The organism is Aureimonas sp. Leaf454 (assembly GCF_001424685.1).
In the GTDB taxonomy this organism is placed as follows: domain Bacteria; phylum Pseudomonadota; class Alphaproteobacteria; order Rhizobiales; family Rhizobiaceae; genus Plantimonas.
Map to the genome: position 1 here is coordinate 380,634 of NZ_LMQT01000001.1, position 25,451 is coordinate 406,084.

23 protein-coding genes and 1 other RNA gene are annotated in these 25,451 nt (G+C 61.6%); 15 read left to right on the forward strand and 9 right to left on the reverse strand.

Translation table 11 applies throughout. From position 1 onward, the window contains the following. Positions 1–76: 76 nt before the first annotated feature. The 3 genes from ASG43_RS01705 to ASG43_RS01715 form a co-directional block, all read right to left on the reverse strand. Entirely contained in the window at positions 77–1,132 is a 1,056-nt protein-coding gene (locus ASG43_RS01705) for a TerC family protein (protein WP_244487947.1), read from the reverse strand. Between the two features lie 233 nt (positions 1,133–1,365). After that, complete coding sequence (locus tag ASG43_RS01710) at positions 1,366–2,190, reverse strand: YmdB family metallophosphoesterase (RefSeq protein ID WP_056499521.1); 825 nt, start codon at positions 2,188–2,190, stop codon at positions 1,366–1,368. Beyond that, on the reverse strand, positions 2,187–2,825 hold the full coding sequence (locus ASG43_RS01715) for a glutathione S-transferase N-terminal domain-containing protein (RefSeq protein ID WP_056499522.1): 639 nt from the start codon (positions 2,823–2,825) through the stop codon (positions 2,187–2,189). The genes ASG43_RS01710 and ASG43_RS01715 overlap by 4 nt, the downstream gene beginning before the upstream one ends. 126 nt (positions 2,826–2,951) lie before the next feature. On the opposite strand from ASG43_RS01715, the gene ASG43_RS01720 reads away from it, so the two are divergent. After that, positions 2,952–3,437: a CAP domain-containing protein gene (locus ASG43_RS01720; protein ID WP_056499524.1), complete on the forward strand. Its 486-nt coding sequence runs from the start codon at positions 2,952–2,954 to the stop codon at positions 3,435–3,437. An 11-nt stretch (positions 3,438–3,448) separates the two neighbouring features. On the opposite strand, the gene ASG43_RS01725 is transcribed toward ASG43_RS01720, so the two are convergent. Next, positions 3,449–4,045 carry a 5-formyltetrahydrofolate cyclo-ligase gene (locus ASG43_RS01725; protein WP_056499527.1) on the reverse strand — a complete coding sequence of 199 codons (597 nt, stop codon included), beginning with the start codon at positions 4,043–4,045 and terminating at the stop codon, positions 3,449–3,451. 85 nt (positions 4,046–4,130) lie between these two features. Then, positions 4,131–4,288: non-coding RNA, 6S RNA (gene ssrS / locus ASG43_RS21920), on the reverse strand. A gap of 144 nt (positions 4,289–4,432) precedes the next feature. Here ssrS and ASG43_RS01730 point away from each other — a divergent pair. The 3 genes from ASG43_RS01730 (at position 4,433) to ASG43_RS01740 (ending at position 6,907) form a co-directional block, all read left to right on the forward strand. Further along, entirely contained in the window at positions 4,433–5,386 is a 954-nt protein-coding gene (locus tag ASG43_RS01730; protein WP_244487948.1) for an ABC transporter ATP-binding protein, read from the forward strand. Continuing rightward, a complete protein-coding gene (locus tag ASG43_RS01735) occupies positions 5,383–6,144 on the forward strand; it encodes an ABC transporter permease (protein WP_056499530.1) in 762 nt (253 codons plus the stop codon). Before ASG43_RS01730 ends, ASG43_RS01735 begins: the two co-directional genes overlap by 4 nt. An 85-nt stretch (positions 6,145–6,229) precedes the next feature. Beyond that, positions 6,230–6,907 carry a lysozyme inhibitor LprI family protein gene (locus ASG43_RS01740; RefSeq protein WP_056499532.1) on the forward strand — a complete coding sequence of 226 codons (678 nt, stop codon included), beginning with the start codon at positions 6,230–6,232 and terminating at the stop codon, positions 6,905–6,907. A 34-nt stretch (positions 6,908–6,941) separates the two neighbouring features. Here ASG43_RS01740 and ASG43_RS01745 read toward each other — a convergent pair whose 3' ends face one another. Next, on the reverse strand, positions 6,942–7,304 hold the full coding sequence (locus ASG43_RS01745; protein WP_056499534.1) for a cell division protein ZapA: 363 nt from the start codon (positions 7,302–7,304) through the stop codon (positions 6,942–6,944). Positions 7,305–7,324: 20 nt separating this feature from the next. Beyond that, positions 7,325–7,606: a DUF4164 domain-containing protein gene (locus ASG43_RS01750; RefSeq protein ID WP_056499536.1), complete on the reverse strand. Its 282-nt coding sequence runs from the start codon at positions 7,604–7,606 to the stop codon at positions 7,325–7,327. Positions 7,607–7,951: 345 nt separating this feature from the next. Here ASG43_RS01750 and gap point away from each other — a divergent pair, with 345 nt between their 5' ends. The 4 genes from gap (at position 7,952) to ASG43_RS01770 (ending at position 11,001) form a co-directional block, all read left to right on the forward strand. Beyond that, positions 7,952–8,965, forward strand: coding sequence for a type I glyceraldehyde-3-phosphate dehydrogenase (gene gap, locus ASG43_RS01755; protein ID WP_056499538.1), 1,014 nt, complete (start codon positions 7,952–7,954; stop codon positions 8,963–8,965). Between the two features lie 19 nt (positions 8,966–8,984). Then, the gene (locus ASG43_RS01760; protein ID WP_056499539.1) at positions 8,985–9,557 is read left to right on the forward strand and encodes a putative glycolipid-binding domain-containing protein; all 573 of its coding nucleotides are present in this window, start codon (positions 8,985–8,987) and stop codon (positions 9,555–9,557) included. Between the two features lie 221 nt (positions 9,558–9,778). Next, a complete protein-coding gene (locus ASG43_RS22450; protein WP_156386333.1) occupies positions 9,779–10,609 on the forward strand; it encodes a hypothetical protein in 831 nt (276 codons plus the stop codon). Further along, positions 10,606–11,001, forward strand: coding sequence for a hypothetical protein (locus tag ASG43_RS01770; protein ID WP_156386335.1), 396 nt, complete (start codon positions 10,606–10,608; stop codon positions 10,999–11,001). Before ASG43_RS22450 ends, ASG43_RS01770 begins: the two co-directional genes overlap by 4 nt. Positions 11,002–11,005: 4 nt before the next feature. Here ASG43_RS01770 and ASG43_RS01775 read toward each other — a convergent pair whose 3' ends face one another. After that, positions 11,006–12,016, reverse strand: coding sequence for a ligase-associated DNA damage response exonuclease (locus tag ASG43_RS01775; protein WP_056500961.1), 1,011 nt, complete (start codon positions 12,014–12,016; stop codon positions 11,006–11,008). An 87-nt stretch (positions 12,017–12,103) separates the two neighbouring features. On the opposite strand from ASG43_RS01775, the gene ASG43_RS01780 reads away from it, so the two are divergent. From ASG43_RS01780 to ASG43_RS21925, 4 genes are all read left to right on the forward strand, one after another. After that, entirely contained in the window at positions 12,104–13,018 is a 915-nt protein-coding gene (locus ASG43_RS01780; RefSeq protein WP_056499545.1) for a methyltransferase domain-containing protein, read from the forward strand. Between the two features lie 98 nt (positions 13,019–13,116). Further along, a complete protein-coding gene (locus ASG43_RS01785; protein WP_056499547.1) occupies positions 13,117–13,806 on the forward strand; it encodes a YitT family protein in 690 nt (229 codons plus the stop codon). Between the two features lie 57 nt (positions 13,807–13,863). Further along, the gene (locus ASG43_RS01790; protein ID WP_056499548.1) at positions 13,864–16,461 is read left to right on the forward strand and encodes a ligase-associated DNA damage response DEXH box helicase; all 2,598 of its coding nucleotides are present in this window, start codon (positions 13,864–13,866) and stop codon (positions 16,459–16,461) included. 239 nt (positions 16,462–16,700) lie between these two features. Next, the gene (locus tag ASG43_RS21925; RefSeq protein WP_082490529.1) at positions 16,701–17,993 is read left to right on the forward strand and encodes a tyrosine-type recombinase/integrase; all 1,293 of its coding nucleotides are present in this window, start codon (positions 16,701–16,703) and stop codon (positions 17,991–17,993) included. A gap of 341 nt (positions 17,994–18,334) precedes the next feature. Here the strand turns inward: ASG43_RS21925 and ASG43_RS01795 are convergent, their stop codons facing one another. Beyond that, positions 18,335–19,585: a hypothetical protein gene (locus ASG43_RS01795; protein WP_156386336.1), complete on the reverse strand. Its 1,251-nt coding sequence runs from the start codon at positions 19,583–19,585 to the stop codon at positions 18,335–18,337. A 1,117-nt stretch (positions 19,586–20,702) separates the two neighbouring features. Here ASG43_RS01795 and ASG43_RS21930 point away from each other — a divergent pair. The 3 genes from ASG43_RS21930 to ASG43_RS22455 all read left to right on the forward strand — a co-directional run bounded on the left by ASG43_RS21930 (position 20,703) and on the right by ASG43_RS22455 (position 24,862). Further along, positions 20,703–21,158: an RNase H family protein gene (locus ASG43_RS21930; RefSeq protein WP_082490530.1), complete on the forward strand. Its 456-nt coding sequence runs from the start codon at positions 20,703–20,705 to the stop codon at positions 21,156–21,158. Between the two features lie 96 nt (positions 21,159–21,254). Continuing rightward, the gene (locus tag ASG43_RS21935) at positions 21,255–23,090 is read left to right on the forward strand and encodes a pilus assembly protein TadG-related protein (protein WP_082490531.1); all 1,836 of its coding nucleotides are present in this window, start codon (positions 21,255–21,257) and stop codon (positions 23,088–23,090) included. Between the two features lie 1,145 nt (positions 23,091–24,235). Beyond that, the gene (locus tag ASG43_RS22455; RefSeq protein ID WP_156386337.1) at positions 24,236–24,862 is read left to right on the forward strand and encodes a DUF1036 domain-containing protein; all 627 of its coding nucleotides are present in this window, start codon (positions 24,236–24,238) and stop codon (positions 24,860–24,862) included. Positions 24,863–25,451: the final 589 nt, after the last annotated feature.

Sequence of the window (25,451 nt, forward strand, 5' to 3'; positions counted from 1 at the left end):
CCTCGCCACCGGAAGCAGAACGAGGAAAGCCGGCTTTCGCCGGCTTTCTCATGTCGCGTTGCCGGACCGAGGGAGATCAGAGTCCCTTTCGGCTGTCCGATCGGCTTTTCAGGAGACTGGCGACCGTCGTCACGACGAGGATGCCGATGATCACCGAGAGCGAGAAGCTGGTTTCGATGTGCGGCAGGCCTTCGATCGGCTGACCGCCGTTCAGGAAGGGCAGCGTGTTGGCCTCCATCGCGTGGATGATCAGCTTGACGCCGATGAAGGCGAGGATCAGCGACAGGCCGAGGCCGAGATAGACGAGCCGGTCGAGCAGGCCGCCGAGCAGGAAGTAGAGCTGAAGGAGGCCGAGCAGCGCGAAGGCGTTGGCCGTGAAGACAATGTAGGGCGCGTCCGTCAGGCCGTAGATCGCCGGGATCGAATCCAGAGCGAAGAGGAGATCGGTCATGCCGAGCGCCAGGATCACGATGAACATCGGCGTGAAGTAGCGCTTGCCGTTCTCGATCACAGTGAGCGCGTTGCCCCGATAGTCCGGCGTCGTCGGCAGATGGCGCTGGAAGTATTTGACGATCGCGTTCGGCTCGTATTCCTCGTCGGTCGACTTCGCGCCGTGCTTGAAGCTCTCCGCCGCCAGCTTCCAGGCGGTGTAGAGGAGGAAGAGGCCGAAGAGGTAGAACACCCAGGAAAAGCGCTCGATCGCCGCCGCGCCCGCCGCGATGAAGAGGCCGCGCATGACGAGGGCGATCACGATGCCGATCAGCAGCGCCTTCTGCTGATAGGCTCGCGGCACCTTGAAGCTCGCCATGATGATGACGAAGACGAAGAGATTGTCGACCGACAGCGACTTCTCGGTGATGAAGCCCGCGAAATATTCGATGCCGTGGTCGCGGTCCCAGAAGTGCCAGACGCCCCAGCCGAAGAGAAGCGCGATGGTGACGTAGAAGGTGGACCAGAGAGCCGCTTCCTTGAAGGTCGGCTCGTGCGCCTTGCGCGTGTGGCTGAAGAAATCGAACACGAAGAGAGCGGCAATGGCGCCGATCGTTGTGAGCCAGACCCAGGTTGGCACCGCATCGGCCGCCATTCCCGTGAGCGCGGTTTCCGCGACCGCATTCGACACTGCTTGGTCCACTCATCCTCCTTCGCGCCCGATCGCTCCGATCGCGGCGTGCGTTTTGAAGCGGCATCCCGCCGCCTGTGTTCACGGCCCTGGAGGGACTGTCGGACGCGGAGAACGAAAAATGTTCGCCTACCTTACAATCCCTTGAAACGCCTGATTTGAAGGGCCCCAGTCAATCCGGCTTGCGACACATGGCGATGGGTTTTCGAAAGACAACGTGCCGCAATGCAACACGGGAAAGATTCTTACGCCCAGAAGGTCGGAATCGCTTCTTCGAGCCGCGCGCCGAGCCGGACCGGTGCGACTTTCTCCGCCAGGCCCGTCCGATCCGAGATCTCGACGGCCAATCCGCAGATCGTCGCCGGCCCCTGCGCGGCCTCGAAGCGACCGCGCGCGATCTTGGTGAGGAACCGGTTCAGCGGCTCCTCCTTCTCCATCCCGAGCGAGGAATCGTAGTCTCCGCACATGCCCGCATCCGACTGATAGGCGGTGCCGCCGGACAGGATCTGGTGGTCGGCGGTCGGCACATGCGTGTGCGTTCCCACCACGACGCTCGCCTTCCCGTCGACGTAATGGGCGAAGCACTGCTTCTCGCTGGTCGCCTCCGCGTGAAAGTCGAGGATCACGGCGTCGGCCTGCTCGCCGAGCGGACAGGCCGAGAGGAGTTCGGCCACGGCACGGAACGGATCGTCGAGCTCGGGATGCATGAAGACGCGGCCCATGACGTTGGAAACGAGGACGCGCGCCCCGTTCCTCGCCTCGAAGAGCCCCGAACCCTTGCCCGGCGCGCCCGCCGGATAGTTCAGCGGACGCAGGAACCGGTCGTGCCGCGTCGAGAATTCGAGAGCCTCCCGCTGGTCGAAGACATGATTGCCCGTGGTCATGACGTCCGCGCCCGCGGCCAGCGTCGCCTCGAGGATCTCCTCCGTCACGCCGAAGCCGCCGGCCGCGTTCTCGCCGTTGACGACGACGAAATCGAGCCTCCAGTCCCGGATCAGCCCCGGCAGCCGATCGAAGACGGCCGAGCGTCCCGCGCGCCCCACCATGTCGCCGAGAAAGAGGAACCTCATCCCTGCAGCTCGTCCTTGGCGGCCTTCAGGCGGCCGAGGCCGCGCACGACCGAGTCGCGGCGGGCGATCCGGTCGACCCATTCGGCCAGCGCGGGAAAGTCGCTGCGCGCGTTCAGTTCCTCGATCCCGGAACGCGCCCAGGAGAAGTTCATGATGTCGGCGATCCCGTAATCGCCGGCGAGCCATTCGAAGTCGGCGAGCCGCCCGTCGAGAACGCCGAGCAGCCGCCGCGACTCCTTGGCATAGCGATCGATCGCATAGGGCAGCTTCTCCGGCGCGGCGGTGTTGAAGTGATGCCACTGTCCGATCATCGGACCCGTCCCTCCCGCCTGGAAGAACATCCACGACAGAGCTTCCGCCCGGTGCGGCTGCGCCTGCGGCAGGAGCTTGCCGCTCTTCTCCGCGAGGTAGAGGAGGATCGATCCGGATTCGAAGACGCGCGTTTCGCCGCCCTCGTCCGTCCGGTCGACGATGGCGGGAATGCGCCCGTTCGGATTGACCGCCAGGAAGCCCGCCTCCTTTTGCGCGCCGGTCGAGATGTCGACGAGCTTCAGTTCGTAGTCGATGCCGGCCTCTTCGAGGAAGAGGACGGGCTTCTCGCCGTTCGGCGTTGTCCAGGTGTAGAGATCGATCATGGCGTCGTCGGGCCTTCGGCTGTCGTCTTCGGGGATTTCGCGCTTGATCTAGGGCGCTCCGCCGCAGGATCGACGCGATCTCGCGTCAATCGTCCCGAGCTTTTCACCGAACCGGACCATGCCGCCTTGCAGCCGACCGCCCGCTCCCTCCTCGCCCTGTCGCTGGCTCTCCTCGCCGCCGGCTGCGCCGCGCTTCCCGAAACCTCCGCGCCGACGGACCTCGTCATCATCGATCGCACGAAAGCGCTCCAACGGGTCAACGCCTTTCGCGCCGAAAACGGCATGCCGGCGCTGCGCATGGAGGATCGTCTGATGGTAGCCGCCCTCGCCCAGTCGAGGGCCATGGCGAAGAAGAACCGGATGGACCATGCGGTCGACGGCGTCCTGCCCGACCGGGTCCGCGCCGCCGGCTACGACTGGACGACGACGGCCGAGAACATCGCGCAGTCCTATCGGGACTACGACAGGGCCATGGCCGGCTGGGTCGCCTCTCCCGGCCACCGGAAGAATCTTCTCAATCCCGACGTCACCGAAATCGGTTTCGCCGGCGCAAGGGCGCCGGACGGTCGTCCCTACTGGACCCAGATCTTCGGCAGGCCGCGCGGGCGCTGACAGAGCCCGGTTCAGGCGGGATGCCGGATGCCGGCCTCCGTCGCGATCAGGTCGAGCGCCACGTCGTGCGCCTCGGTCGGAACGGTCTCCACCTCCTGCACGGCGAAGGCGACGCCGACGAGCCGTGGCGAGACGCCCTTGTCGCGCAGCCGGGTGATCGCGCGATCGTAGTAGCCGCGGCCGTAACCGATGCGATGACAGCGCGCGTCGAAGGCCGACAGCGGCACGAGCATGAGAAGCGGATCGAGGACGGCGGCGCCCTCTCCCGGCGCCAGCGTGCCGAAACCCTGCGGAACCAGCGGTTCGCCGCGAACGAGCTGACGGAACTCCAGCTCGCCGCCGACGATCGCCGGCACGCAGAGCCGCGCGCCGCGATCGGCGAGCCGCGCCATCAGCGGGCGCAGATCGATCTCGGATCGGATGGGAAGAAACCCGGAGACGATCGTTCCCGGATCGAATTCCATGGTGTCGCCGAGCAGGTCCGCGACGGCGAGCGACGCCTCGATCCGAGCTTCCACGCCCATGGCGTCGCGGCGCGAGAGGGCTTCGGCCCGCAGCCGGCTCTTCTTGGCCCTGAGGTCGTCCTGCGCTCCGCCGTCGATGTCCATGCCGCTCCCCCCGCGCTGTGCCGAGCGGGTTTAGGACGGATGGCCATGCGATGAAAGCAGGACGAACGATAGCGAGACGAAGGAGTGGCGAGCCACCTCGGTCGATGGAGAAGTCGATCCCGGGAACCTACAGTGTAGGTGGGCGCCGTGTGCCCCAGCCCACGGGCCGAGGCAGGGACAGCTCCCTAGGGGATGCGTAAGGCCCCGAGGAAATGTTACCCCTGTCGCACCGCGCAGCCCGCCGCAACGGGATATAGGCTCTTGCGGTCGCGGTGGCCAGAGCGTCGCGCCGTGTTTCGTCGAACGGTCTGAATGCCAGAGCTCCCTTGCAATAGCGCGGGAAAGCGCGAGGTTGCCCCGAAAGCCAGACGCGGCGCAAGGATCGACATGGGACAGCCAGACATGGGGGCGTCGACGTCCGCCATCATCGACGTGCGAGGTCTCACCAAGACCTACGAGACCGGCTTCGCCGCCTTGAAAGGGATCGATCTCCAGATCCGGCGCGGCGAGATCTTCGCGCTGCTCGGCCCGAACGGGGCAGGCAAGACGACGCTGATCTCGGTGATCTGCGGGATCGTCAGTCCGACGACGGGCACCGTCAGCGCCGACGGACACGATATCCGGACCGACTTCCGCCACGCACGCTCGATCATCGGGCTCGTGCCGCAGGAACTGACGACGGACGCCTTCGAGACGGTCTGGGCGACGGTGTCGTTCTCGCGCGGCCTGTTCGGCAAGCGCGCGAACCCCGCCCACATCGAGACGGTTCTTCGCCAGCTTTCGCTCTGGGACAAGAAGGATTCCAAGATCATGACGCTGTCGGGCGGCATGAAGCGGCGCGTTCTCATCGCCAAGGCCTTGTCGCACGAGCCGAGCATCCTCTTTCTCGACGAGCCGACGGCGGGTGTCGACGTGCAATTGCGTCAGGACATGTGGAACGTCGTGCGGGCCCTTCGCGACAGCGGCGTCACCATCATCCTGACGACGCACTACATCGAGGAGGCCGAGGAGATGGCCGATCGCATCGGCGTCATCTCCAAGGGCGAGATCATCCTCGTCGAGGAAAAGGCCGAACTGATGCGAAAGCTCGGGCGCAAGCAGTTGCGCCTCGCCTTGACGCATCCGATCGCTGCCCTTCCCGAGAGCCTCGCCGACTTCGCGCTCGAGAGATCCGCCGACGGCGGCGAACTGGTCTACACCTACGACACCAAGGGTCCGCGCACCGGGATCACGACGCTTCTCGGCGCGCTCGCCGACGCCGGCATCACCTTCCGCGACCTCTCCACGCATCAGAGTTCGCTGGAAGACATCTTCGTCAGCCTCGTGAAGGAAGCCACGTGAACCTTCCCGCCATCCGCGCCATCTATCGCTTCGAGATGGCCCGCACCTTCCGCACGCTCGCTCAGAGCGTCGTCGCGCCCGTCATCTCGACCTCGCTCTATTTCGTCGTCTTCGGCTCGGCGATCGGCTCGCGCATGGACGAGGTCGGCGGCGTCAGCTACGGCGCCTTCATCGTGCCCGGCCTCATCATGCTGACGCTCCTGACGCAGAGCATTTCCAACGCCTCCTTCGGCATCTACTTCCCGAAATTCTCCGGCACGATCTACGAGATCCTGTCCGCGCCGATCTCGGCCTTCGAGATCACGGCGGCCTATGTCGGCGCGGCCGCGACGAAATCGATCATGCTCGGCCTGATCATCCTCGCGACCTCATCGCTCTTCGTCGACATCCGCATCGAGCATCCCGTCGTCATGGTGCTCTTCCTTGTCCTGACCGCCGTGACCTTCAGCCTCTTCGGCTTCATCATCGGCGTGTGGGCGGACGGATTCGAGAAGCTCCAGATCGTCCCGCTCCTCGTCGTGACGCCGCTGACCTTTCTCGGCGGAAGCTTCTACTCGATCGATATGCTCCCGCCCTTCTGGCAGACGGTCACGCTCTTCAACCCGGTCGTCTATCTCGTCTCGGGCTTCCGCTGGAGCTTTTACGGGGTGTCGGACGTCTCGGTCGGCATTTCCATCGCCATGACCCTCGTCGTCATGGCACTCTGCCTTGCCGGGATCTGGTGGATCTTCAGGACGGGATACAAGCTGAAGGCATGATGGCATGATCGGTTTGTCCGGTATTGGCGGCGAAACTTCCGTCGTGGCCCGCGAAGGCCCGTCGCGGCGCGCAAGGACGACGCGAATGCGCCGCTGGATCGTGCTTGCTTCGCTCCTCGTCCTGACCGGTCCGGCGACGGCCGCCGGTTTCGACTGCGCCAAGGCGTCGACGCCGGACGAGACGGCGGTCTGCGCCGACCCCCGCCTGTCGGATCTCGACGCGCGCCTGTCGACATCCTACGCGGCCGCGCGGAAGGCCGCCGCCTTCGACGACGTGCAGACCGTGGCGCGCGACTTCCTCGCCGACCGGCGCGCCTGCGGCGCCGACCGCGCCTGCATCCTCGCGACCTATGTCGGCGTGTTGGACAGTCTCGCGCAGCGGAGCGGGCCGGTTGCGCGTCCGGCGGACATCACCGCGACCACCATTGCCGGTGGAAAGGCCGCGGACACCGGCGCGTTGCCGGAGACGATCGGCCAATGCGTCGCGACGAGAGTCGACTCGGTCCATTCGCGGCTGGAGGGCGGCGACTTCGACGCCGGGACGGGCATCGAATATCGAAATGGAGGCTACCAGGTGTCCTACGACCGGGAGGAGGCGCTGATCGCCTCGAAGCCGGGCGACAGGGTCACGATGTGTCTCGTCGGCATTCCCCGGCGCTGCCCGGAGGGCGACGACCGAGGGCGGACCTACCTCGTCACCAACGAACGCACCGAGGACACTTGGCTCCTGGCGGACTCGCAGCACATGTGTGGCGGCGCCTGACGGGCCCGGCCGGACGACGCCGGAGGCCCGCTCGTCAGACCCGCCGCTCCAGGCGCTCCGCGGCTTTCTCGATCGCCTCGGTGACATGTTCGACATGGCCGACGAGCCGCTTGTCGCTGTCGGCGAGCCGGCGCACGGCGTCCTCGCGCGCCTTGTCGGCTTCCGCCAACGCCTTTTCGAGCCCAGCGATCCGCCGGCGCTGCTCGGACAACTCGTCCGCCGTCATGATCGCGGCCATCATCACCAGACGCTGGTCGCCGATCTCGCCGAAGCTCTTGCGCAGCTCGCCGATCCGCCCGTCCACCTCCGCGGCGAGGCTTTCGAGATGGCGCTCCTCGCCATCCGCGCAGGCCATGCGGAAGGTCTTTCCATCGATCGTGACGACGACTTGCGGCATCGGATCCTCCTTCCTCGCTGTCAGCCCTCGCGCCGACGCTCGAGAACGCCGCGGATCTGCTCCATGGCGTTGACGAGCCGGCGCGAGACCTCGCGATTCGCCTTCTCCAGACGTTCGGCCCGCGCCAGGGCACCGTCGAGTTCGCCGGCAAGGCGCGAGCGGTCGGCCGTCATGCGCTGGACCTCCTCCTCCGCGTCGCGCACGAAGACTTCCCGCTCGATCTGGCCGTCGATGGCCCGGTCGAGGCGCTGCAGGGCGCGGTCGAGGCGTTGGGAGGCGAGAGTGAGCGGATCGACTGACATGGATTCCCGTGGCCTCCCCGATACTTCGCGGCCCGGTCGAGGCGAGTGCGGTAACTGGCGACGAGTCCTGCGACATTCGAGCCTTCGTTGCAACCACCAAAGCGGCGGGATGCGGGACCTCCGGTGGAAAATCGACCGGGCGGCGCGCGCCCGCGGCGATCCCGCCGCGCCCGATCCCGAACTCGGTCGAAGCGGCTTTACGTCGGGTCGAATTGCGGTAAGAGAAGGCCGAGAGGTCCGATGGCCGAGCGCCAGCGGGATCGTAAGATCCGCTTCGAAGTCGCCGGTCCAGGCCGGCAGAGGCGGCCGCACCATGGCTGGGCCCGACCCTGAAGGAGCATTGAAATGACTGTTCGCGTCGCCATCAACGGGTTCGGCCGCATCGGCCGCAACGTCCTGCGCGCCATCATCGAGTCCGGCCGGACCGACATCGAGGTCGTCGGCATCAACGATCTCGGCCCGGTCGAGACCAACGCCCACCTCATCCGCTTCGACTCGGTCCATGGCCGCTTTCCCGGCACCGTGACGGTCTCCGGCGACACGATCGACGTTGGCCGCGGGCCGATCAGGGTCTCGGCCGAGCGCGACCCCAAGAACCTTCCCTGGAAGGAGCTCGGCGTCGACATCGCGATGGAGTGCACCGGTATCTTCACCGATGCGGCCAAGGCCTCCGCGCATCTGGAAGCCGGCGCCAAGAAGGTGCTGATCTCGGGTCCCCTCTCCTCGGCGGGCGACGAGAAGACGATCGTCTTCGGCGTCAACCACGACACGCTGACGGCCGGCGACCGGATCATCTCCAACGCCTCCTGCACGACGAACTGCCTCGCCCCCGTCGCCAAGGTCCTCAACGACGCCATCGGCATCGACAAGGGCTTCATGACGACGATCCACTCCTACACGGGCGACCAGCCGACGCTGGACACGATGCACAAGGATCTCTACCGGGGCCGCGCCGCCGCGCTCTCCATGATCCCGACTTCGACCGGCGCGGCCAAGGCCGTGGCGCTCGTCCTGCCCGCGCTGAAGGGCCGTCTCGACGGCGTCGCGATCCGCGTGCCGACCCCGAACGTCTCGGTCGTCGACTTCAAGTTCGTCGCCAAGCGCTCCACCACGGTCGAGGAGATCCAGGGCCTCATCCGCGCGGCGGCCGACGGCCCGATGAAGGGCATTCTCGGCTATACCGACGCGCCCAACGTCTCCTCGGACTTCAACCACGACCCCCATTCCTCGGTCTTCCACATGGACCAGACCAAGGTCATGGACGGCACCTTCGTGCGCATCCTCTCCTGGTACGACAACGAGTGGGGCTTCTCGAACCGCATGTCCGACACCGCCGTCGCCTTCGCCAAGGTCGGCTGAACCAGGTCGGCCGACACCGATGCCCTTCCGGCCCCCGTTCGAACGGAGCGTCCGCTGGCGCCCGGCACCGGACGAGGGCTCGGACGGCCTCGAACACTGCCATGTGGCGCCGGTTCCGACCGGCGTCGCCATCCGCTCCGTCGTCATCGGCGCGCGCGGCGGCGGACCCTACGGCGTCGCCTACGCCATCGACTGCGATCGGGACTGGCGCGTCCGCGCCTTCCGCCTCCAGGTCGTCGGCGGCCCATCGCTCGCTTTGACCTCGGATGGCGGCGGCCTCTGGTTCGAGGCGGACGGCACCGAGCGGCTCGACCTCTTCGGCTGCATCGACATCGACCTCGCCGGCACGCCCTTCACCAACACGCTCCCCATCCGCCGCCTCGACCTTCGGCCGCACGACGGCACGGTCGAGCTTTCCATGCTCTACGTGCCCTTCGACACGTTCGAACCCGTGATCGACCGCCAGCGCTACACCGCCCTCGACGACCGATGCTTCCTCTACGAAGCCGCCGACCGCAGCTTCTCGGCGGAACTGGCCGTGGACGAAGATGGATTGGTGCTGGACTATCCGACGCTGTTCGAGCGCGCTTAAGCGGCCACGGTCCGCGCATTCCCGCCGTCTCCGCGACCGTTTGATCAACCGCTTCATTCTCGACGACAGCCAGGGCAGCTCGAAAACGTATTCCTATCCGCCTCGCCCAGGCGATCCGATCTCCGGATCGGACAGGGGCGAGCGGAAGGCCATATCGACCGAGTGAACCAAAGGCAGCGGGGACAACATTCGGCATCAGTCTGGTCGGAGGCCACCGTGGCTTGGAACTTCTCCGCATGAAGGCGGAACGTTCCGGCCTGCGCGTATGGCTCGACGGCTGGCGCCTTGTCCGGCTTCCGCGCAAGGCAAATTTCGACCCCGCTCAACCACGCCTCCCCGCAGGACGAACCGGCGGCGGGCGATGGGCGAACGGGAATGCTGGAGCCGGTCGGCCGTCGGAGCATCCGACGGGCGGTCCGATCCGGATGGCACAGGCGCGAGGTGGCCGGGGGCGAGCAGGTCCGACGCTTCGTCTTCCTGGCGGCGTTGCCGAACTGTCGACTGCTCAGGCTGCTCGCTATGATTCGGCCCGCATCCGCGCAGAGATTGAAGTGGCGCGGCTGCGGACCGTTCCCGGCAACGAAAACTGGAAACCGCCGACCGGTCTCTACGAAACGGTGGAGGGTGCGATCCGCCATCAGCAGGCGATCGGCGATGCCGCGCTCGCCTATCGCTACGGCCGGATCGGGCACAATAGCGGGACCGTCGAGCCGCTGCGAAGCGGCGACACTCAGCCCTTCGCGCCCGGCACGCTCAAGACGCTCGCGCCAAACGGCGTGCCGCTCGGCTCCCGCCTTGGAAGCGCTGGCCCGAACATCTTTACGCTGGACCGGGAAGCGTTCGATCGTGCTTTGACGGACCTTCTTCGCGGCAGCCGCCCTGTCCGCACGCCCGAAAGCTACATCGACAGGGGATACTGGATCGAACATGCCGACCGTTGCATCGTCGGCATTCGATGGAGCAAGGACAACGGGCTCACAATGGAGATTATGAGGCTTCCACATACGTCATCGGACAATACGAAATTCAAATTCCATCGGAGTGAGAGATGATCGACGGCAGACTGAGTCTTAATGGAACGCCTGTCGAAGTGGTCATAGGCTGGTGGGCCTATCGGGCACGCGACGAATTCGAGACTTTGGATGGAATCATCGAGTCGGGAATGCGCGCATTCCAGTTCCGAGGCGACGATCTCGTGGAGTTCGTTCGCCGCTCGATCTACGCGATGATCGACGCTGGTGCGAAGCCGTTCGCCGGCGACATTGGCGGCGTCGCGCCGGACTTCTATCCGACTGATCGCTGGGGCACGACCCGCGAGGAGATCGCGGATGCCCTGATCACAGAATGGCAGAAGAGGGGCGGCGGCGAGTTGGAAATCTGGTCCTACCCCTTCGCCTTCGTGGAGGTCTACTATCCCGACGGCTGGACGGGCCCCGAGAGGTGACGCCTCAATCCCCCTCGTCCTCGTAGCCGACGAGATGCAGCGGCCGGGCGCGCGTCTGCCGGAGCTCGCACCAGCGCACCAACGCCTCCTCGCGCCCATGCGTCACCCAGACCTCCTCGGGGTTCAGCTCCGCGATCGTCTCGGTCAGCTCGTCCCAGTCGCAATGGTCCGACAGGATCAGCGGCAGCTCGACGCCGCGCTGTCGGGCGCGCTGGCGAACGCGCATCCAGCCGGAGGCGAAGCAGGAGACCGGATCGGGAAAGCGCCGCGCCCATTTGTCGGCGAAGGCCGACGGTGGACCGACGACGACCGCGCCCGCGAAGTCCGCCTTGCCGCCCCGCTCCAGCGTCGCCGGCCGGAGATCCCCGAGCCGGATGCCTTCCGCCTCGTAGAACGCGCAGAGCCGCTTCAACGCACCGTGAATGTAGATCGGCGCGTCGTAGCCTTCCTCCCGCAACATGCGGATGACGCGCTGCGCCTTGCCCAGCGCATAGGCCCCGACGAGATGCGCGCGCTCGGGAAACTGCTTCGTCGAGGCGATGAGGCGGCGGATCTCGACGCGCGAATCCGGATGGCGGAAGACGGGAAGCGCGAAGGTCGCCTCCGTGATGAAGACCTCGCAGGGCACCGGCTCGAATTCTTCCGCCGTCGGGTCCTCCCGCCGCTTGTAGTCGCCGGACGCGACGATCCGCAGCCCGTCCTTCTCCACGCGGATCTGCGCCGAGCCGAGCACATGCCCCGCGGGATGGAAGGAGACCGTGACGCCGTTGATCACCGTCCGCTCTCCCCAGTCGGCGATCTGACGGGACGCGGCGAAGTCCTCGCCGTAGCGAAGAGCCATGATATCGAGCGTGCGCCGGGTCGCCATGACCTTCTCGTTGCCGGGCCGGGCGTGGTCGGCGTGGCCATGCGTGACGAGAGCCCGCTCGACGGGCTTCACCGGGTCGATGTAGAAGTCGCCGGGCGGGCAGTAGAGCCCCTTCGGCGTCGGTCGGAGGAGGTCGTCGGGGCGCATCATGCGCGGTGACATAGGCCCCGCATGGGTGAAGAGCAGGCCCGGACCCAACCGCAAGGCACCGCGAGCCGCCAGTCAGGATGTCGCATGAATCACCGCCATCTCTCGGGCGATCCGCTCGCCGATCGCCGCGCGGACTATGCGAAGGGCCTCGCGGCGCAGGGCAATTCCGCGGCGGCGGCCGATCTCATGCGCCAGGCCCTCGACCTCGCCCCCTTCTGGATCGCCGGCTGGACCACGCTCGGCACCTATCATCTCGACGCCGGCAGCCCCGACGCGGCGGCGGACGCTTTCGCCCATGCCCTCGCGCTCGATCCCGCCGATGGCACCGGAGCGGCCCTGCGCCTCGCCGCCATGGGCAGGGCCCCGGCACCCGCCACCGCGCCGCCGGCCTTCGTGAAGGGCTTGTTCGATCAATATGCCGGCCGCTTCGACACCGCGCTCGTCGACGGCCTCGCCTACGAGGCGCCCGACCGCCTGTCGGATGCGATCCTCGCCGTCGCCGGCTCCGCCTCGACCTTCGACGCCGCGCTCGACCTCGGTTGCGGCACCGGCCTCATGGGCGAGCGCCTGCGGCCGCGATGCGACCGGCTCGAAGGCCTCGACCTGTCGCCGGAGATGCTTTCGCGCGCGCGCGGCAAAGGCCTCTACGACGCGCTGGAGGAAGCCGACATCCTCGCGCTCGATCCGGCGCGCGGCCGCTACGATCTCGTCGCCGCCGCCGACGTCCTCAACTACGTCGGCGACCTTCGTCCCGTGATCGCGACGGTCGCGGTCCTCCTGTCGGCGGGCGGCCTCTTCGCCTTCACGTTGGAAGCCTTCGAGGGACCCGAGCCCTACCGGCTCGGCGAGGCCCTGCGCTACGCGCACCATGCGCCGGCCATGGAAGCCTTGCTCGTCGAGGCCGGACTGATCCTGCGTCGGCGCACCGACGTCGTGCTGCGCCGGGATCGCGGCGCTCCGGTCGCGGGCCACGTCGTGGTCGCGGCGAAGGGCGACTGACGGCTTTGCGGCGAACCGGGAAGGGGCTATGCTCTTCGCATCTGCGAAGACGACCATCCCGGAGAGAACGAACGCGTATCCGGGCGCGAAGGGGCAGCATGGCGAGCATCGACGGCGCACCCGGCGGATCCCCGCGACTGACCAACGGGGAAAGCGCCCGCAAGGCCCATCGCTTCGGCTCCTGGGCCGCGACGGCGACGCGCCATTCCCCGATCGAGGATGCGCTCGGAATCCTCGCCGGCACGCTCCTCACCGCCCTCGGCATCGCGCTTCTCGGTCATCTCGGCTTTCTCACCGGCGGAATGGCGGGTCTCGCCTTCGTCGTCCACTATCTCACCGGCTGGAACTTCGGCCTCGTCTTCTTCGTCTTGAACCTTCCCTTCTACGCGCTCGCCGTCGGACGCATGGGCCGGTCCTTCACGATCAAGACGGCCTTCGCCGTCGGACTTCTCTCGACCATGACCGCGTTCAGCGGCGAGGTCTTCCGTTTCGGCGAGGTGCAGCCGCTGCTCGGCGCGACCCTCGGAGGCCTTCTGGTCGGGTTCGGACTTCTCGCCCTCTTCCGCCACCGATCCTCGGCGGGCGGCATCGGCATTCTCGCCGTCTACCTGCAGGACCGCTTCGGCTGGCGCGCCGGGCTGACCCAGATGACGGTCGATCTCCTCGTCCTCGTCACCGCCTTCGCGGCCGTCCCGCCGCTGGCGGTGCTCTATTCGGTGATCGGGGCGATCGTTCTCAACCTCTTTCTCGCCATCAACCATCGCACCGACCGCTACCTCGCCGTCTGAGGACTTGCGCGATGCGCCACCTTGGCGAAACCGGGTCCGCCACCTAGTTCATCCTCCGTGGACCTGTCGCCCCCGCCCGCCCCCGCCGATGCCGCCGCCTTCCACCTGCCGGAGCCGTTCCTGCGCTGGTTCGCGGCCAAGGGCTGGTCGCCGCGTCCGCACCAGCTGGATCTCCTCGCCAAGGCCGAGGCCGGCGCCTCCGTCCTCCTCATCGCGCCGACCGGCGCCGGCAAGACGCTGGCGGGCTTCCTTCCCTCGCTCGTCGATCTGACGCGGCGCGGCAGGGTCAAGCCGGGCACGCGCCCGCGGGGCGTCCACACGCTCTACATCTCGCCGCTGAAGGCGCTCGCCGTCGACATCGAGCGCAATCTCGCCAAGCCGGTCGCCGAGATCGGCATCGACGTGACCCTGGAGACGCGCACCGGCGACACGAGCCAGGTCAAGCGCCAGCGCCAGAAGCTGAAACCGCCGGACATCCTCCTGACGACGCCGGAACAGCTGGCGCTTCTCATCGCGGGCAAGGACGCCCGCGCCTTCTTCTCGGATCTTCGCTACGTCGTCTTCGACGAGTTGCACGCCCTCGTCACCTCCAAGCGCGGCCAGCTCCTGGCGCTGGGCCTGGCGCGGTTGCGCCTGCTCCGGCCCGATCTCCAGACGATCGGCCTGTCCGCGACCGTCGCCGAGCCGGACGAGCTGCGCGAATGGCTGGTCGCCCAGACGCCCGAGCGCAGCGATCCCGAGACCGGCGAGGTGTTCCCCGCAGAGAGCCCGCTCGCCGAGCTCATCACGGTCGAAGGCGGCGCGCGGCCGGAGATCACGATCCTCAAATCCGAGGCTCGCGTGCCCTGGCAGGGGCACACGTCCCGCTATGCCATGCCGGAGGTCTACGAGGCCATCAAGGCGCACCGGACGACGCTTCTCTTCGTGAACACGCGGAGCCAGGCGGAAGGTCTGTTCCAGGAGCTCTGGCGCATCAACGAGGAGACGCTGCCGATCGCGCTCCATCACGGCTCGCTCGACGTCGGCCAGCGCCGGCGCGTGGAAGCCGCCATGGCCGCCAACGAATTGCGGGCCGTCGTCGCCACCTCGACGCTCGATCTGGGCATCGATTGGGGCGACGTGGATCTCGTCGTCCATGTCGGCGCTCCGAAAGGCGCCTCGCGCCTCGCCCAGCGAATCGGCCGGTCGAATCACCGCATGGACGAGCCGTCCAAGGCGATCCTCGTGCCGGCCAACCGCTTCGAGGTGATGGAGTGCCAGGTCGCGCTCGATGCGAACTATCTCGGCCACCAGGATACGCCGCCGCTGCGGGAAGGCTGTCTCGACGTCCTCGCCCAGCATGTCCTCGGCATGGCCGTCGCCGAGCCGTTTCGCGCCGACGACCTCTTCGCGGAGGTGACCTCCGCCGCCCCCTACACCGGTCTCTCCCGCGAGACCTTCGACCGGGTTATCGATTTCGTGGCGACCGGCGGATATTCGCTCCGCGTCTACGAGCGCTACGCCAAGATCAAGCTCACCGAGGACGGAACCTGGCGCATCGCCCATCCGCGCGTCGCGCAGGGCTACCGGATGAACGCCGGCACGATCATCGAGTCCGAGACGCTGAACGTGAAGCTCATCCGCAAGAAGACGAAGGCCGCGATGGCGCGGGGCGGACCGACGCTCGGCAAGATCGAGGAGAACTTCCTCGAAACCCTCTCGCCCGGCGATACCTTCCTGTTCGCCGGCAACGTCCTGGCCTTCGAGGGCATCTTCGAGAACACCTGCCTCGTCACCAAGGCCGTCTCCGAGGAGCCGAAGGTTCCTTATTACGGCGGCTCGAAATTCCCGCTGACGACCTATCTCGCCGCCGAGGTGCGCGGGATGCTGGCCGACCCGGCCCGCTGGCAGGCGCTCCCCGAACAGGTTCGCGACTGGCTGGAGATCCAGGAGCGGAAATCGATCATCCCCGCCGCGGATCAGCTCCTCGTCGAGACCTTTCCCGTCGGCAAGCGCTTCTTCCTCGTCGCCTATCCCTTCGAGGGCCGGCTCGCCCATCAGACGCTGGGCATGCTCCTGACGCGCCGGCTGGAGCGCGCGCGGGCCCGGCCGCTGGGTTTCGTCGCCACCGACTACGCCCTCTCCATCTGGGGCCTCGAGGACATGGGTCAGATGTTCGCCTCCGGGTCTCTGCCGATCGGGGATCTCTTCGACGAGGACATGCTCGGCGACGATCTCGACGCCTGGATGGCCGATTCCTGGCTTTTGAAGCGCACGTTCCGCCAATGCGCCGTCATCGCCGGCCTCATCGACCGCCGCCATCCCGGCCAGGAGAAGACCGGACGGCAGGTCACGGTCTCGGCCGATCTCGTCTACGACGTCCTTCGCGCGCACGAGCCCGACCACATCCTCCTGCAGGCGACCTGGGCGGACGCCGCCACGGGCCTTCTCGACGTGCGCCGTGTCTCCGACCTCCTCGCCCGCATCAAGCACCACGTCGTGCATCAGCGCCTCGACGAGATCTCGCCGCTGGCCGTTCCGATCATGCTCGAGGCCGGCCGCGAGCGGATCGTCGGCGAAGCGCAGGACGACCTCCTGTCCGTCGCCGCAGAAGCGCAACTGATCGAAAAGGCACTGTCGGAGAAGGGCAGGTTTTACACAACTAAGTGGACTTAGGCTGAGGACGCTAGGAACCTTGCTAGACAAAGGCTTGCCGAGCTACACAGGCAGTCACAAAACGGTTTCAGGCACTTCGAATAGCTCCTCACAAGCGTCTCGACTACCTAACCCGGAAGGCTAAGGGCGGGCCATGGGTGATTCAGAGACGAGTACCTGAGAAGCTTCGGGGAACGCCTCCATTCGGCCAATCCGCATTCTTCACGAAGTCGACCGGGACCAAGTCTTACGATGAAGCCGTGATCATAAGAGACCGCTTATTTGAGAGATTGGATATCTTCCAAGAGGAACGCGAGAAGGCCGAACGAGAGGCAGAAAAGAAACGCACGCCTCGTTCCGCTTATTGGGAAACCTACGACAGAGCTTCGGTAGCATCCGAGCCTGATCAGTTGGTAGCGGAAGCCGATATCATGTTGGATATCATTCTTGAGATCGCAGATGACCCATCGATACGTCCCCTAACGCCTAGAGAATCGTGGCAGATAGATAAATTACAGGCTTCCAGAGAAGCTATCTTCCGAGTGCTTCAAGAGCAAGGACCTGACAAGAAGAAATACCGCAATCAGCCGCATAAGTATGGACTGACCCTCAAGAAGGCATGTCAGCTAAGAGTTGAGCGTCTGACTGTGTTGAAGCAGCCGAAGACGACTATTTCTAAGATCTGGCTCGCCTATAACCGCTTAATTAAGTTCAACGATGGGAAAGATCTTCTCGTATCCTCAATCAAACCGTCTTTGGTATTTAGACATATCGAAGATTTGCGGCTCTCTGGATTTTCGTCTGTTACCGTATCGAATGACCTTAGCTACCTCAATCTTACTTTCAAGTATGTACACATGCTCGGTTATCTAGAAGCCGATGCAATCAATCCATTCATAGGCCACAGCTTCGAAGCGTTTGACGGCCCAGTTGTCAGACAGTCATTCACACCTTCTCAAATCGAACTTCTACTGAGAGAAGCTAAAGACGATTTGGACTTAACGCAGGCCATCTATGTTGCGTACTATACAGGTGCAAGGATTGATGAGATTTTCACCGCTCGGATTATCCAGCGTGATGATCACATGGCATTCAGTATAAAGGAGAGCGGCGGAAAGACGGCAAGCTCTACCCGTATCATTCCAGTCAGCACTCATTTAAGCACCGCTTTAACTAACCTCGGGATCGGTTTAAAGCACAATACTTACCTTAGCTGGAAATCGAAGACTAGCGCCTCCCTTGGTGCTCGATTTGCCCGACTAAAGAAACTGGTGCTAGAGCGAGAAGGCATTTTAGGTCACGCTGATAAGCTTGTGTTTCACAGCTTTCGCCATGGCTTTATCACCGATCTTTTTCAGAAACTCTATCCCGAGATTATGATTAGTGAACTAACAGGCCACTCCAAAAGCTCAAAAGCGAAGACTGAGAGCGGACGTGTCTATCTGGGAGGCTTCACGGCTAAGCAGATGATTGAGATGGTTGAGGCAATCTCTCCGATCCCTTCCCCGTCGATGTTACGGCATTCCCTTAGAAGCCTCCAGAATCGTCACTGAGAGCGTTCCGTTGATTCTGCCTAGATTGCACCTTGGACGCTAGAAACGCTCTCAGCGGGCTTCCTAGTGGCCTCTGTGGTATCGTATTGACGTATGCACCGAAGATTGCCCCATGGTTCATTCAGAACAAGCTGCTGTTGCACGATTACAATGCTCGTATCGTGCTATCACGAACCCGTGATAAGTAAGACTTACGGTAGTGAGTAGCCTGTAAGTTCTCGCACTGATTGAGTGATTTACGATTGGGGGATGGTGGAGGAGGGATCGAGGTTGAGTACGTTCCCTGCCCTCGGAAGGGGTCTCGACAAAATTGTTGGCACCCCCTCGATCATCACTGGTCCTCAGTTCCCCTTAAGGACCGGCACTGGCCGGCAACTGAGTTCGGACACGGCGTCCACCATGGCCTGCATCAAAGCGTCCTTGTGACGTTCGGCAACCAGGAATCCATCGTGCAGGGGCAGAACCGCTATCTTCTGACGGACAAGCTGAGCAATGACCTTCAAAGCGATCTGACTCTCTTCGTATTGAAGCCGTCTCCAGGCTCCAGAGCATCGGAACTCGGCAATGGGTTTATGAAATTCCCAGAACTTTCGGTCTGCTTCCTTCGCGTCCGCATAAGTCAGGATCGGCTTCTTTGACCGGGACTCTCTACGATCATTCTTTGCCTTCACCCTCAAAGCCGTCGCTGGGCGTCCATTGGCCTCGCTTCCGATCCCGATCAGAAACGCCTTCTTGAGGAGGTCTCTGTCGATGGTTGCATCGCCGATGTCGTAGAGATCGTCAGAAGGGCGTTCCAAGCCGAGCAAGGAATAGCAGATCGAGGGCTGGCAACTCTGGTAATCGATTTCTACCGTCTTCTCTCCTCCGATCGCCAGATACGGCCTCAGATTGGCTTTTAGATTCTGGTAGTGATGTCCAAATATGCGACCGCCTTGTTCATCGGCATCACTGTAGATACGATAGAACATGTCCGACTTAGGAAGCACATGAGAATACCAGCTTCCGGTCTTGGCATTCCGATAAAGGGACTGCTTCTCATAGGCCCAATAATTGGGTAGCTCCAGCTTGATATCAGCTTTACGGAGGAGCGCTGTCAGCTTCGGAATACACTCTTCCAATTGCGTAGCAGGACGACCTAGTCGACGACAATCCTTGCTGATCTCCTCCTTATCATTTTCGAGCCAGACATGTGTCTTGGGTGGCGTCTTACTGACACGGAGATAGCCAAGCTGCTTGGTTGAGTCACTGATCTTCGTGAAGGGGCTTCCGTAGAACACGAGACCGGCACGAACGAGCTTATCTCGGAACCAGTGACGACAATGAACGACGGTGACTCGACCTGTGATATTGCTGCCCTTGTAGATCGAGAAGTACGGCTCCAAGGCATCAGGATCTAGATAGCTAGTCAGCATGTCGATCAAGGTCGTGACTCGATCGTTCGATAGCTTAGCGAGAGAACCCTTTGGTCGGTACTCTTCTTGACCAAGATGGACGTGGAGCCCATTAAATCGTTTGTCTGACACCGATACCGACATGCCATTGATGACGAGCTTCAAGAGATCGAGATAGTCCGACTCCTTGCGAAGCTTCACGTCCGATTGATTGGCATGGGTCGCCTTGAGAGTTCTCCATAGTTCCCTTGAGAACGCATGGAGCCTATCGAGGTAGTCAGGGTCGCCATAGAGATCGGGAGAGAGGAAGATGAGCCTAGACGGAGTATGGAAGGCAGTATGAGAAGGATGAATCAATGGAGTGTCCCTAAAGAGATATAGATAGGCTTCTTTATTTGAGGGGAACGTAATCGAAGTGAGATGACGAGAAACAAAGGAGAGTATGCGTCAGTCGATAATAGAAATCTGTATATCAGAACTGGCTAGGAAATACCAGTCAGAAGTCGTCCGATACGAATTATATCGACTGTTTTCGAGGAACTCTAGACAGCGTACGTATCAAGATCGAAGGTCTATCAAGCCATCTAGGACCGTACCTACCGACCTCCTCTCCCATTACCGGAACTTTTACCCTCTCAATCCCGGTATCAGCACGATGCCTTGGTTCGTGTCTCCAGATCGATGATCAGTCTCGTACTGATGCCGAGGATCGGAACCGATGCTTAGAGCCGAAAATTCGGCCGCATGGTTCGTATCGATGCCGGGATCTATGCAGTGTCAGGATCGATATCAGGAGGATCGATCTATGCCGGTCTCTAATGCCGGTTCCTGATCACGATCTCTAATACGGATCATGAGAGACGGCATCGATGACGATCCTAAGGACGGATCATAGGATCATATCAGTATCGATATTGAGATCGTTCATAGCCTACGGCTATTCAGCTCGGCTAGGCAGCCTCGCTTACACTGTCTCGGGTTCAGCGTAAATCCCACCGCCATACGATTTCTGTGGAATCCGTTGAGGCAGGGCCTCAAGTACCTGGTTACTAATGCTTGTATTGATATCACAATCGCGTGACTAATTCGGGCGGGGAACGACTCGGAGTTCGTTTCAAGTAACTTCCAGATAGAATGCAGAAAACAATCTTAACGTGAACAGTATCCATATAAATACAACGTCTATTGCGTCGATAGACTAATTATTGTTTGGTATAAATACTGTATCCCTACTCCTTACCCATACTCAATTAGAGTCGGAGGAGGCCGATATTGCCGGCGTTAAAGGGACCCTGCTTCTTACTAAAAGCTACTTTATATGACTACGAAACGACTCACGATCCAGACTGCATCAGTCGGACTGAATAATCCCGGAATTATCTCCGCAGTCGCTATTGTCACGGCACATTCTCATACTGGCGGCAAGGATATCCAAGAGATCGTCCTAGTCGAGGATACAACTCTACCTAAGAGCGAACTGAAATCTGTCATTGCCGCCTTAGAGAGTATTCCTGAAGGCTTTCCCGGGCCGATCTCGATCCAAAGCAGTTCTCGCTATCTGGTCTTGGGCTATCTCCAATGGCGGGTTCGGTGGGCGCTCAAAGGCTGGAAGGGCACAGCCAATCGTCCGCTATGGGAACGGCTGTGTGAGGTCGTAGGCAATCGGGATGTGGCGTTCAATTTTGTCCGAACTCGATCCACGAAAGAGTCCAAGGCGGCAGTAACGCTGGCACGGAAGGCTCTCATTGCGTCGAGTGAAGCGGTACATGCATGAGCCGCATCCGAACGACACGACCGATCTCGTGAATTCCGATACCTGTTCTAAGGCCGCCTTAAGAGCTTGGCGCTACCGTCCTCTCAGATCACACGGATGGCACGCAAGCGAATGTTCGGCGACTTCAAAAGAGCTAAAGATGGCAACTTTCTTGTAATTGGCGCACTCACCATGGTGCCGCTGGTATTTGCGATTGGGGGCCTAATCGATCTCTCGCTTCTTTATAGGGACAAGAGACTGATACAATCCGCTGTCGATGCTGCTGCCCTGGCCGCTGCACAACAAGCTACTTTAACGAGCGATCCTACCAAAATTGAATCTATCGCGAGGACTCTTTTCGACGCTAATACGATGTCCCTCAACCGAACGACTGCTTCGATGTCTTACGAGGGAGTTGAGCTTGACGATGACCATTCTCGCAGGGTGACTATTAGCTCATGTGCTAATTACGATCCGTTCTTTCTATCCGACTTCCAAGTGAAATTTGCGGGTATGAAAGGGGCTGAATGTTACAAGTCTGAGAGCGTTGTAGTCATCAGCAACACAACGGTCGAAGTCGCTATGGTGCTGGACACGTCGGGCTCGATGAACGACTCTCCCGCTGCAGGCGGGTCTTCGAAGATCGCGACACTTCGGAAACAGGCTGGAAAGGCCGTAGAAGCCCTCTTTGGGTCAGCCAGCAAAACCGGGGATGACGATCCAGTCCAAGTAGGGGTAGTACCCTTTTCGGGAGCCGTAAACGTTGGTCCGGGCTATCTTAACGCCTGGTGGATGGATCCGAAAGGATTGTCCAGCATCCATCATGAAAACTTTGACTGGGAGTCATACAAGGTTCTTGGTGTGCCTAGAGCCATGAAATCTCCCCTCTATCCCGGCCGCGACGTCTATGTCGACACGCTCAACCCGCTGCGGTACCTCACCCGGCAGGACATCTACGCCCAACTCGCCAAGACCTATCCGAAATACGCGTTCAAGGGATGCGCCGAGGCGCGGGTCTCGCCCTACGGCCTGAACGACACCGCTCCGAGCGAAAAGGACCCCGACTCCCTTTTCGTGCCGTATTTTGCGCCCGACGAGGGCGACAATCTAAAGAAGGGCTGGGTCAACAACTACATAGCCGACTCGAACACTGGAAGCTTTGACAGTCGTACGAAAGATGTCGAAAAGTACTACTCTGCGACCATCACGCCGCTAAATCAGATAGGGGCGAATAACTCTTACAGTCCGAGCTATATCTGCGATTCGAACCCTTTACAGCCGCTGAGCGCGAGCAAGACAGCGACGCTTTCTACAGTAAACGGTTTGGTCGCAACCGGCTCCACAAACGTCGATCAAGGCGTTGGCTGGGGCTGGCGCATTCTGTCGAACCGCGAACCGTTTACAGGTGGTCGCGAGGCGGACGATGAGAACAACATCAAGGCCATGATCGTCATGACTGATGGTGAGAACACCTACTATCAAGACAATCAGAACACGACCAACAAGAACCAAACCGCTTTTGGTTCGTATGGATTCGCTGCGACAGAACGCATTTTCGATTATTCATTGGCCTCAGGGAAATCGAAGAACAACAGTAACTACACGACAGCAATAGATGCGCGCACCTCTATCGTGTGTACAAATGCCAAAAACGACGGGCGGATTGCACTCAAAGACTCCAAAGGAAAAGCTCTAGTCGATGGATCTGGGCCTGTCATGCGTGACGGCGTGATGATCTACACTATTGCATTTGACATTCCATTGACGAGTAAGGCCCGCGTCGACGCGCTTCTGAAGGGGTGCGCTTCCTACAAGCTGACCGATTTGCGCGACACCAAACTTTCCTACGCCCAGAAAGGAAAATACTTCTACAGCGCGAGCAACGAGAAAGAGCTTGAGTCTGCTTTCTCTGACATCATGGCATCGTTATCGAAAATGAGAATCGCACACTAATCTTTCAGGTCGCATCGTCCGTGAAGAGAGGTCCAACATCGTACTATGGCGGTGTGCTGACAGCCGATCGGAAAGCGGTAGAGTTCGAGCCGGACCAGACGTTTATGTCGTCAGTGAAGGCATTGTCTAAGCCTTCGACTCAGACGGCCACACAGAGCCTCACGGAAGCCCCTGACAGCTTCTCTGGCTACACGGGACCTCAACAGCCTACCAAACCCTCGTCAGCGGCCTCATATGACTCTCCTAGGGCATCCGTGGGCAGGATTGGTGAGGACACGAATGCAGTGTCGAAGTCTCCCTCTATGGGATCATTCGGGATCGGCTCTGATAGGGCAGCTACGGCGTCCAGAACGTCAGGAGGGATCGGAAGTGATCGTGCTTCGGATCGGTCGCTAGGCGAAGGCACGGGATCGTGGGGATCGTCTAAGCCGGCGTCGTCAGGATTTGGCGGCATTGGATCGGACACAGCACGCTCTAAGAGCAATTCCGGGTTTGCTGGGAGCAATAAGCCAGCATCATCAGGGATCGGCTCCGATCGTGGTTTCGCTGGAGTGTCGTCAGGTACGGCATCAAAGAGTGCTGGGATCGGCTCCGATCGAAGTGCCAGCGTGTCCAAGGGTACCGGATTTGCGGGCGGATCGTCGCCAGCCAAGTCGTCCTCGGGAGGCATTGGAAGCGACCGGAGTGCCACAAAGCCGGGTTCTGGATTTGCCGGTAGCTCGTCAGGTACGAAGTCTGCGTCGTCAGGAGGAATTGGCTCGGACAGGAGCGCGGATCAGGGGGCTTCCTCAAGTAGCTCCAAGTCGTCGTTAGGCTCGTCATCTAAGTCCGGCGGGATTGGTTCTAGGTAGCGCGACACGTTCTAACCCCTTGAGAAGACCAGTAATTGGAATGTGAATATTGTCCCTGCCGTCTCGATTAAAGGGACGGCAGGGACGATTCCGAAGATCATTTTAAATCGGCGTTCCTCGGTAGTACCTCGTTTGCGAGCGTCTATCTCGATACTCGAATCCAATATCGTCACGATGTTCGTTGATGGATAGGCTGCGCTGGCATCGAATCATATAACAAGCGTGATAAACTATGGATACTGCATTTCACGTTGTGCGTATCATTGATATTCGCTGAGTCGAGGGAATGTAACGATGAGCTTTCCGATGTTTTCTGCTTTGATCGCGAGCCTTATCTATCTGAATGTACCTCCGTCGTTGTCGAACCCGCCTTCAGGTCCTCGCGAGCAACATGATTATCTTAAGCGTGTTGACTGGTTTGGCGACAAGCAGATGTCTCTTGATCTGTGCAATCAAGATGCCAATCAGTCGATCAGCGTTACCATCGCCACTAATGGCTTTCGAGGCACGAAGGTGGAGGGCTGGTACACCGTAGATCCGGGGCGCTGCGCCAATTTATATGTATGGACGTCGGACGAGAAGGCGCACCACTTACTTTTCCGTTCTAATGGCAGCCTCGTAAAGTTCAGCCCGACTGAGTATGAGCTATTCGGATTAAGAGGCACGGGTGGATTGTCGGTGTCGGGTGAAGCTTACTGTGTCAACATGGATGGCGTCACGGATTATCAGTCCAACTTCTTGAACATGGGCCGTGAGACAAGCTGCGAGGGATCGGAAGAGTTGACACCCTTTCCCATAAAGTTAGTCGGAGGCTACGACAGCGCAACCGTCAATATTCCGACCCTTTCTGGCGAAAGCACTAGCGCGAATCGAAGCAACGAATTGTTTCGAGGGTTAATGAGCTTGTTCGGCGCAGAATAATGTGCTCATTCACGCTACAGCTATCGTACGTCCATCAGGCGGAACGAACACGATCCGAACTCGCCTTGAGCCGCATTTCGGGCAACGTAGCCGGTCTCCTAGAAGCTCTAGCGGCATGTCTCTGCCATGGGTCCAGACGACGCTAAGAAGATCGATATCGTGCCTCTCCACACAAGCACGGACGGACTTCAGGCCCTCTCTACGGCCCCATGCGCATCGAACGGTTGCCTTCCATCCCGCATCCAAAGCCTGCCCGATCGTGTTCACATCCATTGTGAATCGCCCCCTATCTCGGCGAACAAAATAGGAACATTCTCTTCACGTCCAGCGACTATCGTGAGACGATCAGGACATGAATCGAGGAGACGCAATTGAGTCAGGTCCAGCCGCACACGGGAAACGAGGCGGAGACGTTCGATGCCGTCGTTGATGAGGTCATCGAAGCCGCTGGAGGGGAATCTAAGGGCGGCCATTCTCGGCCTTGTGAGGGGACAGCACAAAATCGAGTTGGAGAAGGCTAAGACCGTAAGTGCAGTATATGTGAGGCGGAACTTACGACGTTGATGAGGGCCGCGCAGAAGATGCCTGC